10 protein-coding genes are annotated in these 15243 nt (G+C 68.4%); 6 read left to right on the top strand and 4 right to left on the bottom strand.

Annotated features, from left to right (window positions below):
- Positions 1-7: 7 nt before the first annotated feature.
- The 4 genes from AC1Q6P_RS14105 to AC1Q6P_RS14090 are packed head-to-tail and all read right to left on the bottom strand — an operon-like array spanning position 8 to position 4788.
- On the bottom strand, positions 8-988 hold the full coding sequence (locus AC1Q6P_RS14105) for an ABC transporter permease (RefSeq protein WP_102767054.1): 981 nt from the start codon (positions 986-988) through the stop codon (positions 8-10).
- Positions 981-2129 carry an ABC transporter permease gene (locus AC1Q6P_RS14100; RefSeq protein ID WP_171828025.1) on the bottom strand — a complete coding sequence of 383 codons (1149 nt, stop codon included), beginning with the start codon at positions 2127-2129 and terminating at the stop codon, positions 981-983. The genes AC1Q6P_RS14105 and AC1Q6P_RS14100 overlap by 8 nt, the downstream gene beginning before the upstream one ends.
- Entirely contained in the window at positions 2126-3739 is a 1614-nt protein-coding gene (locus tag AC1Q6P_RS14095; protein ID WP_492664609.1) for an ABC transporter ATP-binding protein, read from the bottom strand. Before AC1Q6P_RS14095 ends, AC1Q6P_RS14100 begins: the two co-directional genes overlap by 4 nt.
- 56 nt (positions 3740-3795) lie before the next feature.
- Positions 3796-4788, bottom strand: coding sequence for a BMP family lipoprotein (locus tag AC1Q6P_RS14090; protein ID WP_492664610.1), 993 nt, complete (start codon positions 4786-4788; stop codon positions 3796-3798).
- A 583-nt stretch (positions 4789-5371) separates the two neighbouring features.
- Here AC1Q6P_RS14090 and AC1Q6P_RS14085 point away from each other — a divergent pair.
- From AC1Q6P_RS14085 to AC1Q6P_RS14060, 6 genes are all read left to right on the top strand, one after another.
- Entirely contained in the window at positions 5372-5734 is a 363-nt protein-coding gene (locus AC1Q6P_RS14085; protein ID WP_492664611.1) for a FeoA family protein, read from the top strand.
- Complete coding sequence (feoB, locus tag AC1Q6P_RS14080; protein ID WP_492664612.1) at positions 5727-7607, top strand: ferrous iron transporter B; 1881 nt, start codon at positions 5727-5729, stop codon at positions 7605-7607. The genes AC1Q6P_RS14085 and feoB overlap by 8 nt, the downstream gene beginning before the upstream one ends.
- A 160-nt stretch (positions 7608-7767) precedes the next feature.
- The gene (locus AC1Q6P_RS14075) at positions 7768-8193 is read left to right on the top strand and encodes a hypothetical protein (RefSeq protein ID WP_171828030.1); all 426 of its coding nucleotides are present in this window, start codon (positions 7768-7770) and stop codon (positions 8191-8193) included.
- A 131-nt stretch (positions 8194-8324) separates the two neighbouring features.
- Entirely contained in the window at positions 8325-10238 is a 1914-nt protein-coding gene (locus tag AC1Q6P_RS14070; protein ID WP_492664613.1) for a patatin-like phospholipase family protein, read from the top strand.
- Positions 10196-14395 (top strand): non-ribosomal peptide synthetase, encoded by a 4200-nt coding sequence (locus AC1Q6P_RS14065; RefSeq protein ID WP_492664614.1) that lies wholly within the window; start codon positions 10196-10198, stop codon positions 14393-14395. The genes AC1Q6P_RS14070 and AC1Q6P_RS14065 overlap by 43 nt, the downstream gene beginning before the upstream one ends.
- On the top strand, positions 14392-15138 hold the full coding sequence (locus AC1Q6P_RS14060) for a TVP38/TMEM64 family protein (protein WP_492664615.1): 747 nt from the start codon (positions 14392-14394) through the stop codon (positions 15136-15138). The genes AC1Q6P_RS14065 and AC1Q6P_RS14060 overlap by 4 nt, the downstream gene beginning before the upstream one ends.
- Positions 15139-15243 lie beyond the last annotated feature (105 nt).

Raw genomic sequence — 15243 nt, 5'->3', positions numbered from 1 at the left:
CGTGTGCTCAGCGTTCTTTGAGGTAGGGCCGGCCCAGCGCCTTGGGTGCCAGGGCCTGACCGATGAAGCCGGCCAGCAGGATGACGGTCAGCAAATAGGGCAAGGCCTGGATCAGCTGCACCGGCACTTCGCCGACACCCGGGATCACCGCGCCCTGCATGCGGATGGCCAGGGCGTCGAGGAAGCCGAAGAGCAGGCAGGCGGCCAGCGTGGGCAGCGGCTTCCACTTGCCGAAGATCATGGCGGCCAGGGCGATATAACCGCGGCCGGCCGTCATGTTCGGCGAGAAGGAGGCGTTCTGCGCCAGGGTCAGGTAGGCACCGGCCAGGCCGCAGAGCAGGCCGTTGAGCATCAGCGCGGCATAACGCAGCCGCGGCACGGACACGCCGGCTGCGTCCACCATGGCCGGGTTCTCGCCGACCGCGCGCAGGCGCAGACCCGGCTTGGTGCGCTCAAGAAAGAACCAGACCCCAGCCACCAGGAAGAAGGCCAGGTAGACCAGCAGGTTGTGGCTGAGCAGGCCGTGGCCGACGATGGCGCCGAGCCAGGGGCCCAAGGCTGCCACAGCCGCTTCGGGCTCGCTCCAGCCGGGGATCAGGCCGGTCAGGCGCACATCGGCCGTGATCGGTGGGGTCTGGCCGCCCTGGGCGAACCAGGCGATGCCCAGCACCACGGTCAGGCCCGCCGCCACCATATTGAGCGCCACACCCGACACCACCTGGTCACCGCGGTGGGTGACGCAGGCAAAGCCGTGGATCAGCGACATGGCGCAAGCCACGGCAATCGCCGCGGCCAGGCCCATGCCGGTCGAATGGCTGGCACTGGCGGCCGCCGCAGCGGCAAACGCTGCGAACAGCATCTTGCCTTCCAGGCCGATGTCGATCACGCCAGAGCGCTCGCTGATCAAGCCCGCCAGGGCGCAGAGCAGCAGCGGCGTGGTGACCCGCAGGGTCGAGGCCAGCATCGAGCCGATCAGGATCTCATCCATGAGCCAGCTCCTTCGCATCGCCCTTGTTTTTTCCAGACAGCCAGCCGTGCAGCTTGACGAACAGCGGCAGGCTCACGGTCGCCATGGCGCCGGCGAACAGCACGATCAGGCCCTGGGCCGTGACCACCATCTCGCGGCTGAAGCCCGGCAGCTCGAAAGACACTTCCACGCCGCCCTGATACAGCACGCCAAACAGCAGCGAGGCCAGGACGATGCCGACCGGATGGTTGCGGCCCATCAGCGACACGGCGATGCCGGTGAAGCCAGCACCGGCGACGAAGTCCAGGGTCAGCTTGCCCTGCACGCCGGAGATCTCATTGACGGCCACCAGGCCGGCCAGCGCGCCGGCCAGGCCCATGGCCACCAGCACCTGGTACTTGGGGCGGATGCCGGCGTAATGCGCGGCGCGCGGCGCGCTGCCGACGGCGCGCAAGGCATAGCCGGCCGCGCTCTTCCACAGAAACCACCAGACGAAGACGCAGGCCAGCAAGGCCAGCAGCAGGCTCAGGTTCAGCGGCGAAGAAGGCATCTCGACACCGAACAGCGCCGCCAGCTGATGCAGGGCCGGCATGCGTGCCGACTCGGCAAAGTCCGCGCTCTCCACCGCCATGCTGCCGGCCGGGCGCAGCCAGTTGACCAGCAGATACACGTTCAGGCTGGCGGCCAGAAAATTGAACATGATGGTGGTGATGACGATGTGGCTGCCGCGCCAGGCCTGCAACCAACCCGGGATCAAGGCCCAGACCATGCCGAACACCGCAGCCGCAATCACCAGCAGCGGCAGCAGCACCGCGGCCGGCAGATGTGCGCCCAGGGCCAGGGCCAACAGGCCCACGCCCAGGCCGCCAAACGTGGCCTGCCCTTCCCCACCGATATTGAACAGGCCGCCGTGGATGGCCACGGCCACAGCCAGGCCGGTGAAGATGAAGGTGGTCGTGTAGTAGAGGGTGTAGCCCAGGCCGCGCAGGCTGCCGAGCGAGCCCTGGAGCAGCACGCTCAGCGCATGCATCGGGCTCTGGCCAATCGCCAGCACCACCAGGCCGGCCACGCCCAGGGCCACGGCCAGGTTCCACAAGGGCAAGAGGCCCAGGTCGATCCAGCGCGGCAAGGCGCTGCTCGATGAAGATGAAGATGCACTCATGCTTGTTGCAACGCCGCAGCGTTTGTTTCTTCTTTCGCGGTGGCGGCCATCAGCAGGCCCAGGCGGGTTTCGGTGCACTCGGCGATGTCCAGCTCGCCGGTGATGCGGCCGCCGTTCATGACGATGACGCGGTCGGACAGGGCCAGGATCTCGTCCAGCTCGCTGCTCACGACCAGCACCGCACAGCCGGCATCGCGCAAGGCGCGCAGCTGCTGGTGGATGAACTCGATGGCGCCGATGTCGACGCCGCGCGTCGGCTGGCCGACCAGCAGCACCGTGGGCGCCTGGCCGATCTCGCGCGCCAGCACCAGCTTCTGCTGGTTGCCACCCGAGAACTTGCTGGAGCCGATGTTCATGTCGCGCGGGCGCACATCAAAGCGCTCGGCCATGGCCGCAGCCTCGGACTTCATGCGCTCGTGGTTCATGGCGGCACCCAGCGGGCCGCTGCGGTACAGGGGCAGGTCTTGATAGCCCAGCACCGCGGTTTCCCAGGCCGGGAAGCTCATCACCATGCCGCAGGCATGGCGGTCTTCCGGCACATGGGCCAGGCGGCATTCGCGCGCACTGCGCGGTTCCAGCCACTGACCCGACGCGGCGTCGAAGCGACGCCCGCCCAGCTCCATCTGGCCGATCTCTGGCGCGCGCATGCCGCTGAGCACTTCCAGCAACTCGGTCTGGCCATTGCCCGACACGCCGGCCACGCCGACGATCTCGCCGGCGCGCAGCTGCAGGCCGATGTCCTGCAGCAAGGGCACGGCCTGGCCTGCAGTCAGGCTCAGGCCCTGCACCCGCAGGCGCAGCGGTGCCGCGGCGTCGTGGGCGGCGGCCTGCTCGGGCCGACCCAGATGCACCTTGCGGCCTACCATGGCCTGGGCCAGGTCTTCCGGGCTGGTTTCTGAAATGGCCTTGGTCTGCACGACCTGACCCGCACGCATCACGGTGACGGCATCGCACAGCGCCATCACTTCCTTGAGTTTGTGGGTGATCAAGAGGATGGTGGTGCCACGCTCGCGCAGGCGGCGCAGGGTCTCGAAGAGCTGCAGGGTTTCCTGCGGGGTCAGCACCGCGGTGGGCTCATCCAGGATCAGGATCTTGGCGCCGCGGTACAAGGCCTTGAGGATCTCCAAGCGCTGCAGCTCGCCCACCGGCAGCTCGCCGACCAGAGCGTCCAGATGCACATGCAGGCCGGTCTCGCTCATCAAGGCCTGCAACTGGCTGCGCACCTTGCGCTTGGCGGCATTGAGGAAGAAGGCCGGCTCGGCGCCCAGCATCACGTTGTCCAGGCAGCTCAGGGTGTCGACCAGCATGAAGTGCTGGTGGACCATGCCGATGCCCAGCTCAATCGCCTGCTGCGAGTCCTTGATCTGCACCGGGCGGCCGGCGATGGCGATGCTGCCGCTGTCGGCCTGGTAATAGCCGTAGAGGATGGCCATCAGCGTGCTCTTGCCGGCGCCGTTCTCGCCGACCAGGCCGTGCACGGTGCCGGCGCGCACGCTCAGGCTGACCTCACGGTTGGCCTGCACGGCGCCGAAGCGCTTGGAGATGTCTCGCAGCTCGACGGCCGGCGGGGCACCGTCCGCGGGCACGGTGCCCTTGCTCTGGGTCGTCATGGATGGATGTCGCGGAGTGGCGCTGAATATCGCTGGGAATGGCGCAGCTCGGGCGCTCAGTACTTGCAGGCGTTGTCGGCCATGTAGTCGGCCACCTTGATCTTGCCGGACACGATGTCGGCCTTGATGGCCTCCACCTTGGTCTTGAGCGCCGGGCTGATCAGCTTGCTGTTGTGCTCGTCGAGTGCGTACTCGACGCCGCCTTCTTTCAGGCCCAACACCGAGACGCCGGCCTTCCAGCCCTTGAGCACGTTGTACACGGCCACGTCCACGTTCTTGACCATGGAGGTCAGCATGGTGCCGGGCTGCAGATGGTTCTGGTTGCTGTCCACACCGATGGCCAGTTTGCCGGCGTCCTTGGCCGCCTGGTAGACGCCCGAGCCGGTACCGCCGGCCGCGGCGAAGACGATGTCCGAGCCCTTGGCAAATTGCGACTTGGCCAGCTCACCGCCGCGCGTCGGGTCGTTCCAGGCGCTGGAGGTGGTGCCGGTCATATTGGAGAAGACCTCGGCCTTGGGGTTGGTCGCTTTCACGCCTTGCTCGAAGCCGCACTGGAACTTGCGGATCAGGGGGATGTCCATGCCGCCGACAAAGCTGACCTTGCCGGTCTTGCTGGTCAGCGCGGCCATGGCGCCGACCAAGTAGCTGCCCTCGTGTTCCTTGAACACCACCGACTGCACATTGGGCGCGTTGACCACCGAGTCGATGATGGCGAACTGGGTCTTGGGGAAGTCCTTGGCCACCTGCTGCAGGGCCGATGCCTGGGCAAAGCCGATGCTGATGATGGGGCTGGCGCCACGCTCGGCCATGCGGCGGATGGCCTGCACGCGCTGGGTGTCGTTGCTGATCTCGAACTCGAGATAAGGCTTGCCGGTTTCCTTCTTCCAGCGCTCGACACCGCGGTAGGCCGATTCATTGAAGCTCTTGTCGAACTTGCCACCCATATCAAAGATGACGGCGGGTTGCCCGGCCTGGGCCAGCGCCGACAGGGACAGAGCAGACAGCGCAAGAGTCACGGCGGCACGAACAAACAAAGGTGTGGCGATCATGGCAGCAGGAATGGGCAGGCACATCGGTGAAAGAACGCCGCCGGGGCCATCTGGGCCGGCCGGCAGCGCGGGGTGGGGCTTCGGGCAGTTTGCCCCCGTCTTTTTACGAACGCCAGACGGTAGTCGACATCGGGCGCTGATTGTAAGAAAACTCAGTGTATCGGCTGATAAAGGAAAACGCTAAACGTTTGCGCGCCCCATTTTATGCATTTGCGCAACTGCGGCGCTAGGCAGGGACACCCACTCGGGTGGGCGCTTTTCCAGCCCGGAAATGGCCGCAGGCTCGCTGGCAACTGGCGCACCCCTGTGCAAGTCCGCGGCATCTCACGGCCCACGGCGGGCTCGAGCGTCGAAACACCCCGCGCCCCCCAGCCGGCTGTGGCCCTAGCTGCAAGCCCAGCTCACCCCAGACGGAGGCAGCGCAAACCCACGCGGCATCTGACCCGACCATCGAAGCCTACAATGAGAATAATTCTCGATTGCAAACGCCAGCATGGTCTGAAGGGCACCGGGCCCGCCAGAACAGCAAGCGACGAAGCAGCCAAGCTCCGCCACCCGTGACCGACAACGCAACACGCCTCGCATGACCGATCTCAGTGCCTCCAGCGCCCTGCCCGCCGCGGCGAGTGCGCCCCTGACTCACCACGCCGCTGCCGAGGACGCCAAGCCCAGGGGCGGAAACACCTCCACCTTGGCGCAGCTCGACCTGGGTCAGGCCATGCAGGTGCTCGCCGTGCGAGCGCCTGCCCACGCGCCGGAATGGGCCGACTGGTTGGCCGAAATCGGTTTCTTGCCCGGCGAAGCGGTCAAGATCCTCAGCCGCGGCCTGCCCGGCGGCGATCCGCTGGTGGTGCGCATCGGCCAGTCCACCTTTGCCCTGCGCCGCGCCGAGGCGGCCTGCATCCAGGTGCAAGCCCCGCAAGGCCTGGAGGCGACGCATGACTGAAGCCATCATCCATGTGCACCGGGGCGGGCCGCTGCTGGCCCTGGTGGGCAACCCGAACTGCGGCAAGACCGCCCTCTTCAACCGCCTGACCGGCAGCCAGCAAAAAGTGGCCAACTACGCCGGCGTCACCGTCGAGCGCAAAGAGGGCCGCCTGCTCAGCGCCGCCGGCCGCGCCCTGCGCCTGCTCGACCTGCCCGGCACCTACAGCCTGAACCCGCGCTCGCCCGATGAGCGCGTCACCTGCGATGTGCTGGCCGGCCGTGCGCGCGGCGAGAAGCGCCCCGACCTGGTGGTCTGCGTGCTCGACGCCACCAATCTGCGCCGCACCCTGCGCCTGGTGCTGGCAGTGCAACGCCTGGGCCTGCCCTGCGTGGTGGCGCTGAATATGGCCGACCTGGCCGCCCGGCGCGGCCTGACCATCGACGCCGAGGCGCTGTCGCGCGAACTGGGCGTGCCGGTGCTGCGCACCGTGGCCACGGTGGGCGAAGGCGTGGCCGAGCTGAAAGCCCTGCTGGACGACAAAGCAGTCTGGGTGCCAGCTGCTCTGCCCGACAGCGCGGCGGACGGCGCAGCAGACGGCGACCACGAACGCATCAAACAGATCCTGCAGCGACTGCAACTGGATCAAGAGCTGCCCGAGCTGCCCAGCGATCGCCTCGACCGCGTGTTACTGCATCCGGTGGCCGGCCCGCTGATCCTGGCGGCCGTGCTCTTCCTGCTCTTCCAGGCCGTGTTTGCCTGGGCCACCGGGCCCATGGATCTGATCAAGGACGGCATGGCCGCGCTGGGCGAGTGGGTCGGCGGCGCCCTGCCCGAAGGCTGGCTGCGCAGCCTGCTGGTGGACGGGCTGATCGCCGGTGTCGGCGGCGTGCTGGTCTTTCTGCCGCAGATCCTGATCCTGTTCTTCTTCATCCTGATCCTGGAAGAAAGCGGCTACCTGCCGCGCGCGGCCTTCTTGCTGGATCGCCTGATGGGCAGCGTCGGCCTCTCCGGGCGCAGCTTCATCCCCTTGCTGTCCAGCTTTGCCTGCGCCATCCCCGGCATCATGGCCACGCGCAGCATCGCCAACCCGCGCGACCGCTGGGTCACCATCCTGATCGCGCCGCTGATGACCTGCTCGGCCCGGCTGCCGGTCTACGCCCTCTTGATCGGCGCCTTCATCCCCGCGCGGCAGCTGACCTGGGGCTTGCAGCTGCAGGGCCTGGTGTTGTTCGGGCTCTACCTGGCCGGCATCGTCGGCGCCCTGTGCGTGGCCTGGCTGCTCAAGCGCTTCACCCAAAGCGGCGGGCAGGTGCGGCCGCTGATGATGGAGCTGCCGGCTTACCACTGGCCGCATCCGCGCAATATCGCCCTGGGTCTATGGCAGCGCGCGGTGATCTTTGTGCGCCGGGTCGGCGGCATCATCATGGTGCTGACGCTGCTGCTCTGGCTGCTGGCCAGCTTTCCCGGCGCGCCCGAAGGGGCCAGCGAGCCCGCCATCGTCTACAGCCTGGCCGGCATGCTGGGCCGCGGCCTCGCGCCGCTGTTCGAGCCTCTGGGCTTCAACTGGCAGATCTGCCTGGCCCTGGTGCCGGGCATGGCCGCGCGCGAGGTGGTGATCAGCGCCCTGGGCACGGTCTACGCCCTGTCCAGCGGCGGCACCGATGCGGCCGAGGCCTTGAGTCCGCTGATCGCACAGAGCTGGAGCCTGCCCACGGCGCTGGCCCTGCTGGCCTGGTTTGTCTTTGCGCCGCAGTGCATCGCCACCCTGGCCGCCGCCCGGCGTGAGACCGGTGGCTACAAGACACCTGCGCTGATGCTGGCCTACCTCTTCGGCCTGGCTTACCTGGCGGCCTGGCTGACCTTCAAGATCAGCAGCGCCTTGCTTGCCTGAGGCCGAAGGCGATGTTCACCAATCTCTGGCCATGATCCCGTGTAAACCCTGAGGCTCAAAGCCCAATGCAGCCCCCACACTGCCGGGCCTGCGCACGCATGGCGTGAGGTCGCCACTGCGCGCTGCCAAAGCAACAACAAGCATGTCTCGAAGGAAACCCATGAAACTGAACCAGCTGATCGCCGCCCTGATCCTGCCTTGCGCCGCTGCCGCCGCATTTGCCGCCCCGGCCAAGTACGTGATCGACGACCAATCGACCGCCAATCTGATGGATCAAGCCTCGGCCGAAGCCATCTGGTTGAAGAGCATCACCCCGGCCACGGTCAAGCTGTTCCCGGCCAAGGCCTGGGGCTTCCTGAGCCAGGTGGAGGGCGGCATCGATGTGGCGCAAAAAACCTGCGTGATCACCGCCCGTGCCGTCGTCGTGCCGCGCAAGGGCAAGGAGTTGCTGTTCAAGCCGGCCAAGAGCGCCACCACCTTCGGCGCCGCTCCCAATGCCACACCTGAACAGTGCAAGGCCCTGGGCAAGGCCAAGCTGGAAGAGGCTGTGCAAGCCCTGGCCGGCGCCATGGGCACCAGCAACTGATCCTTCCCCGGACATTCCCCGGCGCAGCGCCTTGAACGCTGCCAAACTCAGCCCGCCGTCTCCCGACGCGCGGGCTTTTTCTTTGGCTTTTCTACCCACACGGTCGGCGGGTCGGCCGCTAGACTCGGCCGATGGAGTTCCTGCCCGAACACATCCACAGCGAGGCCAGCCTGGCCAAGGTGGTGGCCATGTTGCGGGCCAGCCCGGTGTTCGGTGCGCTCTCGCACGCCATCATCGACGAGCTGGCCGAGGCCATGCAGGAATGCCTGGTGCGCGGCGGCGAGACCCTGCTGCGCGAAGGCGAGGACTCCGACTCCATCATCTTCGTCATCAGCGGCGGCCTGCGCGTGACCCGGCGCGGCCCGAACGGGCAGCTGCTGCTCTACAACCAGATTCAGCCCGGCCAGAGCATTGGCGAGCTGGGCCTGATCCTGCAGCAGCCGCGCGCCCAGGACGTGACCGCCGTGCGCGACTCGCGCCTGGCCGTGCTCAGCCGCAGCGCCTACGAGGCTTTGTTGCTGCGCCACCCCGGCGAGCTGTGTCAGGTCTTTGTGCAGGCCGTCTACGAACGCCTGCGCCCGCAGCATGACGCCCCCAGCCACCAGCGCATGGCCCAGACCTTTGCCCTGCTGCCCCTGCAGCCGGCGCTGGAATCGGACGGCTGCGCCACCGCCCTGGCCGAAGACCTGTGCCGCTGCCTGAGCCTGCAAGGCCGCGCCGCCCATGTGCGCCAGCAGGCGGCACACCCCGGCGAGCCCGCCCAGCTGCTGCTCAACGGCCAGCCGATGGCGCGCGAGGCCCTGGCGCATCTCGAGGACGAGCACGATTTCATCGTCTACCAGGCGGCCTGCGTCCCGGGCGAGCTCACACCGGATGCCGGCGCCGCCAGCGCCCTGCCCTGGACCCGCTTTGCCCTGCGCCAGGCCGATCAGCTGATCCTGCTCAGTGGCGCCCATGCCCCAGCCGCCCCCAGCGCTGCCGAACGACAACTGTTGGCCGAGGACGGCAGCGCCGCCTTGAAACGCCAGCATCTGGTGCTGCTGCACGACGCCCACGAGGCCCAGCCCGTGCTGCCAGCACCCTGGCTGCAAGGCCGCGAGCTGGAGCGCATCTACCCCCTGCGCCGCGCCCGACTGGGCGACACCCAGCGCCTGGCCCGCTTTCTCACCGGCAGTGCCCTGGGGCTGGTGCTGGGCGGCGGCGGCGCGCGCGGCTTTGCCCATCTGGGTGTGCTGCGCGCCCTGCAGGAGCATGCCCTGCCGGTGGACCTGATCGCCGGCAACAGCATGGGCGCCCTGATCGGCGCGCAGTACGCTTGCGGTCACAGCCTGGATCAGATCCTGGCGCAGACGCGGCGCTTCGCCGCCGGCGGCGAGCGCCTGACCCTGCCCCTGGTGTCCCTGGTGGCCGGCCGAAGGGTCGAGCGCGACCTGCGCCGCCTGTTCGGCGAGCGCCTGATCGAACAGCTCTGGCTGCCCTTCTTCGCTGCCGCCTGCAACCTCAGCGAGGGCAACACCAGCACCCTGGACCAAGGCCCGATCTGGCGCGCCGTGCTGGCCAGCAATTCGCCGGCCGGCCTGTTCCCACCGGTGCTGCAGGGCGGCGCCCTGCTGGTGGACGGCGCCATCCTCGACAACGTGCCGGTGCAGGCCATGCGCATGCGCCTGGGCACGCCGCTCGAGCGGCGCCGCGGCAACGGCAGCATCATTGCCGTCGATGTCGATGTGCGCGAGAACCTGCGCGCCGACCAGGGCCTGCAGCGACTGGACAACTGGCAGGTGCTGAAGCGCTGGCTGCGCCCCGGGGCTCCAGCCGCTCCCGGAATTGCCGACATCCTCTACAGCGCCGGCCACATTGGCAGCCTGGGCCAGCGTCAGCGCGCCCGGGCTCAGGCCGACCATTACCTCGAGCCACCGGTGGCGAAGTACCCGCTCATGGCCTACAGCCAGGGCGCCGAGATCGCCGAGCTGGGCTACCGCCACGCGATGGAACACATCGAACAATGGGATCGCACACAGCTGCTCAATTTGAAGCCCAGGGACTGAGCGCCGGCGACCAGGCCCTCCCTGCGGCGCCCGATGCGGCACCGCGCGCCAGCGGCCGCCTGCCGCCCCCCGCAGACCTGAGCCAATCACCGCGCCTGAGCCGCCTGCTGCCACTCTCGCTGAGCCAGCGCGAAGTCTGGCTCGATCAGCGGGCCTGGCCGGGCAGCAGCCATCTCAATATCGGCGGCGGCGCCGTGCTGCGCGGCCCTCTGAACATCGCCCGCCTGCAGGCCTCGCTGCAGCTGCTGGTGGACCGGCACGAAGCCTTGCGCCTGGTGCCTCGCAGCGACGGCCAACAGCTGCTGCTGGCCACGCACCCGGCCCGGCTGGAGGTGATCGAGCTCCAGGAATCCAGTGACGCCGAAGCCGAAGCCGCCATGGCCCGGCACTGGCATGCCCGCATGGCCGAGCCGTTTGAGCTCAGTGAACAGCCGCCCTGGCGCTTCATCCTGATGCGCGCCCATGCCACCCTGCACGGCCTGAGCATCCAATTCCACCACCTGGTGATGGATGGCTGGGGCACCACCCAGCTCATGCAGGCCTGGAGCACGATCTACCAAGACCTGGGCTCGAGGGATGACGAGAGCACCGCCTGCACGGGCAGCAATGACGATTGCAGCGTCGGCGCCAGCTACATCGCCTTCATCGAGGACTCGCAGCGCTATCGGCAATCGGCCTTGTTCGAGCGCGATGCTGGCTATTGGCAACGCGAACTGGCACCGCTGGCTGCGCCCGGCCGCAAGCCCCTGGTCGAACGCCGGCGCATCGCTCACGCGCCGCCAGGACCTGCCCAGTTGCCGGCGGCTCATCTGATCCAGCTGAGCCTGGAGCAGGCGCCCTATGCCGCGCTGGAGCAGCGCGCTCGCGCCGAGGGCTTGAGCAGCTTCAATGTCTTGCTGGCGGCCCTGGCGCTGTACTTCGGCCGGCTCAGCGGCCAAAGCCAGGTGCTGGTCGGTGTACCCACCTTGAACCGCAGCGGCCAGCGCTTCCGCCACACGCCCGGCATGTTCACCGGCCTGCAATGCCTGCGCCTGGACCTCGAACGCGCCGGCACTGCCGGCGGCCTGATGCAGCAAGCGAGCGCCCAGATGCAAGCCGCATTGCGCCATGCGCGCTACCCGCTGAGCGAACTCGCCCATGCCTTGCCAGGATTGCACCTGCCGGGCCAGGGCGAGATGCTGGAGTTGCTGCTGTCTTTCGAACGTCAAGACTACCGACTGCCCTTTGGCGAAGCGCGGCTGGAGAACTCCCGCCAACTCTTCAGTGGCCGCGCGCGCTTCCCCCTGGCGCTGACCCTGTGCGAGTTCGATGGAGGCGCCGCACCCGCCCTGGTGTTGGAGGCCAGCGGCGACTGCTTCGAGGCTGCAGAGGCCGCTCTGATGGCGCGCCGAATCTGGCATGTGGCGCGGCACCTGAGCGAACATCCCGAGTGCCCGCTGGACGCTGTGAGCCTGCTGCCCGAAGAAGAGCACTGGGCCCTGATTCACGGCCTCCACAAAGACCTGGCGTCACAGGAGGCCCCGCAGCCCTGGGTGCACCAGTTCTGCCATCAGGCAGGCTTGCAGCCCCAGGCCTGCGCCTTGGTCTGGGATGGCGCGGCTGGCACGGAGACCATGAGTTATGGCGAGCTGCTGCTGCGCGGCGAAGCGCTGGCGCGACAGCTCCGCGCCCTGAGCGTCGCGCGTGAGCAGGTGGTGGCATTGGCCATGGAGCGTTCACCCGAGCTGGTGGTGGCATTGCTGGGCATCGGCCTGGCCGGCGCCGCCTTTCTACCCCTGGACCCGCAAGCCCCGGTCGCCCGCCTGAGCGGCGTGCTGATGGACAGCGGCGCACAGGCCCTGCTGCTGGACTCCGTCAGCCCATCAGGCGTCGAAGCCCTGGCCGAACTGCCGGGGCTGGGCTCGCGCTGCCTTCGTCTGCCCCTGCCTTTGCCCGAGGCGAGGGACAACGAAGCCGACGAGCTCGCTGGCGACGCCCCGAGCCACGATGTGGCCCGCCCCGAGGACCTGGCCTATGTGCTCTTCACCTCGGGCTCCACCGGGCGGCCCAAGGGCGTGATGGTTGAACACGCGGCCTTGAGCCGGCGCCTGGCCTGGCTGGCTCGTCGCTGGCAGATCACGCCGCAGGATCGTTCGATCCAGGGCACGCACCACGGCTTTGACCCGGCCCTGATCGAGCTGCTGCTGCCGCTGAGCCTGGGGGCCAGCATCGCCCTCCCCCCACCTGGGCGCTTGCATCCACGCCGACTGGCCGAGCAAATGGCCCGACATGGCGCCACCTTCGGCGCTTTTGTGCCCAGCACGCTCGCGGGCCTGGTCGAGGCCTGGGCACAGGCCCAGCGTCAAGGCCTGCCCGCACCCAGCCTGCGTGTAGCCTGCTGCGGCGGTGAGTTGCTTTCCCCCGAATTGCTGCGGCGATTCCAGTCGCTCTGCAGTGCCCAGCTCTACAACCTCTACGGCCCCACCGAGGCCTGCATCTTCAGCACTGCCTGGCCCTGCGAACCCTCGGACCCGCCGCCCGATGGGGATGAAGCATCCTCAGGTACTCAAGCGACTGACGTGCCCCTGGGTCGCCCAGTCGATGACACGCGCATCCATGTGCTGGACACCCTACTCCAGCCCATGCCCTTCGGCGTCAGCGGTGAAATCTACATCGGCGGGTCCGCGCTGGCTCGCGGTTATCTGGGGCGCCCCGAGCTGGACGCCCAACACTTCGTGCCCGACCCCTTCCTACCCGAACAGACCGGCGCCCGCCTGTATCGAAGCGGCGACCGAGGCTGGCTCGACCCCCAGGGTCTGCTCCACTTTGGCGGCCGACTGGACCGCCAGGTCAAGCTGCGCGGGCAGCGCATCGAGCTCGGAGACGTGGAAGCCGCCTGCCTGCACTTGCCCCTGGTACAGCAAGCCGTGGTGCAACTGCTGCAAGAGCCCGGCCCTGCCCATCTGCATGCCTGGCTGGCCGGGCCCGAGCTCCGAGATGAGCACCTGCCCGCACTGTGGGCCGGCCTGCGCCTGAGGCTGCCCGAGGCCATGCGGCCCAGTGGCATCACGCTGCTACCGGAATTGCCGGTCAATGCCCAGGGCAAGTTGCTCACCAGCGCCTTGCCTCAGCCGCAGGCCAGTGATCGAAGCCCCGCATGCCCAAGCACGGGCCAACTCCGGCCACCGCAACCCGGCATGGAGCAACGTCTGCTGAGCCTCTGGAGCGAAGCCCTGCCGGCCGCCGCCCAGGCAGCTGCCGCCCTAGGCCAGCATCTCGATCTGGACGCGGACTTCTTCGCGCTGGGTGGGGACTCACTGGCCGCACTCGGCATTCTGGCCAGCCTGGAGGACGAGCTGGGCCGCCGCCTGCCGCTGCAGCTGATGCAGGAGCATCCCAGCATCGCCAGCTTGGCCCGCGCCCTTCGCCGACCGCCGCGCCAACCAGGCTTGCTGCGTGCGCTGCCGGCCCGCGGACCGGGCCGCTCGGCGAGCGAACCGGTGCGGGGCCAGCTCTTTGTGGCCGCATCCGGCCACGGCGATGTGCTGCGCCTGCAGCAGCTGGCCGATGCGCTGCCAGTCGGGCTGCAACTCTTCATGCTGCAACCGCCCCTGGACCACCGCAAGCGCAGCCTCGAAGAACTGGCCCAGCTCTATGCCGAAGCGATGGCAGCAGTGCGTGAGACGCCCCTGCCTTGCTGGCTGGCTGGCTTTTCCGTGGGCGGCGTCACGGCCCTGGCCACGGCCGCGCTGCTTCAGAAGCAAGAGCTGCCGCCGGACGGACTGATCCTGCTGGACAGCATCCACCCCGAGGCCGTGCTGGGCGGCACCGCCTCCTGGCGCACCCTGGGCTGGCTGGTGCGCAAGCTGCACGTGCAAGACCTCAGCCTCAACGGCCGGCGCCTGGGCGCGATGTTCAGCGACCCCGGTCTGGTCAGCCAGGTACAGGCGCTGCGTGGCCATCGCTGTCAGGCGTTCGACGGGCCCGTGCTGCTGCTGCAGTCAGCCGGATTGGCACGCTGGCAGCGCATGCTGTTCCAGGGCTGGCAGCGGCTGATGCCGCATCAGCTGCAACGCCGCCAGATCGCAGGCACCCACGGCTCGATCTTCGAGCCCGCCCATGTCGATGATCTGGCCCGCGCCTTGTCACAGTTCATGGGGCACACTGAGGACGCATGACGCCTCATTCCCCTGCACCGCCGGGCCACGACACGACACCGGGTGGTTCCAACCACCGCACGGACCGATCTCGCCTGCGTCGGCGCCTGCGCCTGCTCTGGCTCCTGCTGGCGCTGTTGCTCGGCCTGAGCCTGATCTGGGCCCATGGCGATGGGCGAGAAGCCTTGCAAGCGCAAACCCTGCTGCCGCGCCTGCAAGCCCTGGGCCAGGCCCTGGGGCCGTTGGGGGTGATCGGCGTGATGACAATGGCTCTGGTGTTGGCCGTGCCCCTGATGCTGATGACCGTGCTGGCACTGGCGGCCCTGGGCCCGGCCCTGGGCATGACCTGTACCTTGACAGCGGGCGTTCTGGCGTCGGGGCTGAGCCACAGCATCGGCCATGGCCTGGGTCACGCCGCCTTGCGAGAACTGGCCGGCCCGCGGCTGCAGGCGATCAGCCAGGCTCTGGCCGCGCGCGGCCTGATGGCCGTGATCCTGATTCGGTGGCTGCCGATTGCCCCTTTCGCCTTGGTCAATATGGTGGCCGGAGCCAGCCACATCCGACTTCGCGACATGCTGCTCGGCACCCTGCTCGGCATGCTGCCGGCCACGCTGGTCCTGGCCTTTTTCATGGATGCACTGATTCAAGCCTGGCACGAGGCCAATGCCGCCGACGGGGCACGGCTGCTGGGCGCCTTGCTAGTGCTCGCCGTGGCTGCGGGCCTGCTCAGACGCTGGATGCGCCGGCGCAGACCTGAACGCTGAAACGGCCGCGCATGCTCGGGTTGAGGCCCCGGGTTGAGGCAAGAGACGGACCAACCCGTGTCGGCAAGCCCAGAAACGAAAAAACCCTCAAGCTTTCGCCTGAGG

It is taken from the genome of Roseateles sp. GW835-FHT13E02, from assembly GCF_058794035.1.
Note: the sequence above shows the minus strand (reverse complement) of the source record. Positions and strands in the feature narration are given on the sequence as shown.

Excerpts from the sequence above, each read along its gene's own strand:
- AC1Q6P_RS14085 (WP_492664611.1), top strand. The coding sequence starts at position 5,372 with ATGACCGATCTCAGTGCCTCCAGCGCCCTGCCCGCCGCGGCGAGTGCG.
- AC1Q6P_RS14065 (WP_492664614.1), top strand. The coding sequence starts at position 10,196 with ATGGGATCGCACACAGCTGCTCAATTTGAAGCCCAGGGACTGAGCGCC.
- AC1Q6P_RS14070 (WP_492664613.1), top strand. The coding sequence starts at position 8,325 with ATGGAGTTCCTGCCCGAACACATCCACAGCGAGGCCAGCCTGGCCAAG.
- AC1Q6P_RS14090 (WP_492664610.1), bottom strand. The coding sequence starts at position 4,788 with ATGATCGCCACACCTTTGTTTGTTCGTGCCGCCGTGACTCTTGCGCTG.
- AC1Q6P_RS14095 (WP_492664609.1), bottom strand. The coding sequence starts at position 3,739 with ATGACGACCCAGAGCAAGGGCACCGTGCCCGCGGACGGTGCCCCGCCG.
- feoB (WP_492664612.1), top strand. The coding sequence starts at position 5,727 with ATGACTGAAGCCATCATCCATGTGCACCGGGGCGGGCCGCTGCTGGCC.
- AC1Q6P_RS14060 (WP_492664615.1), top strand. The coding sequence starts at position 14,392 with ATGACGCCTCATTCCCCTGCACCGCCGGGCCACGACACGACACCGGGT.
- AC1Q6P_RS14100 (WP_171828025.1), bottom strand. The coding sequence starts at position 2,129 with ATGAGTGCATCTTCATCTTCATCGAGCAGCGCCTTGCCGCGCTGGATC.
- AC1Q6P_RS14105 (WP_102767054.1), bottom strand. The coding sequence starts at position 988 with ATGGATGAGATCCTGATCGGCTCGATGCTGGCCTCGACCCTGCGGGTC.
- AC1Q6P_RS14075 (WP_171828030.1), top strand. The coding sequence starts at position 7,768 with ATGAAACTGAACCAGCTGATCGCCGCCCTGATCCTGCCTTGCGCCGCT.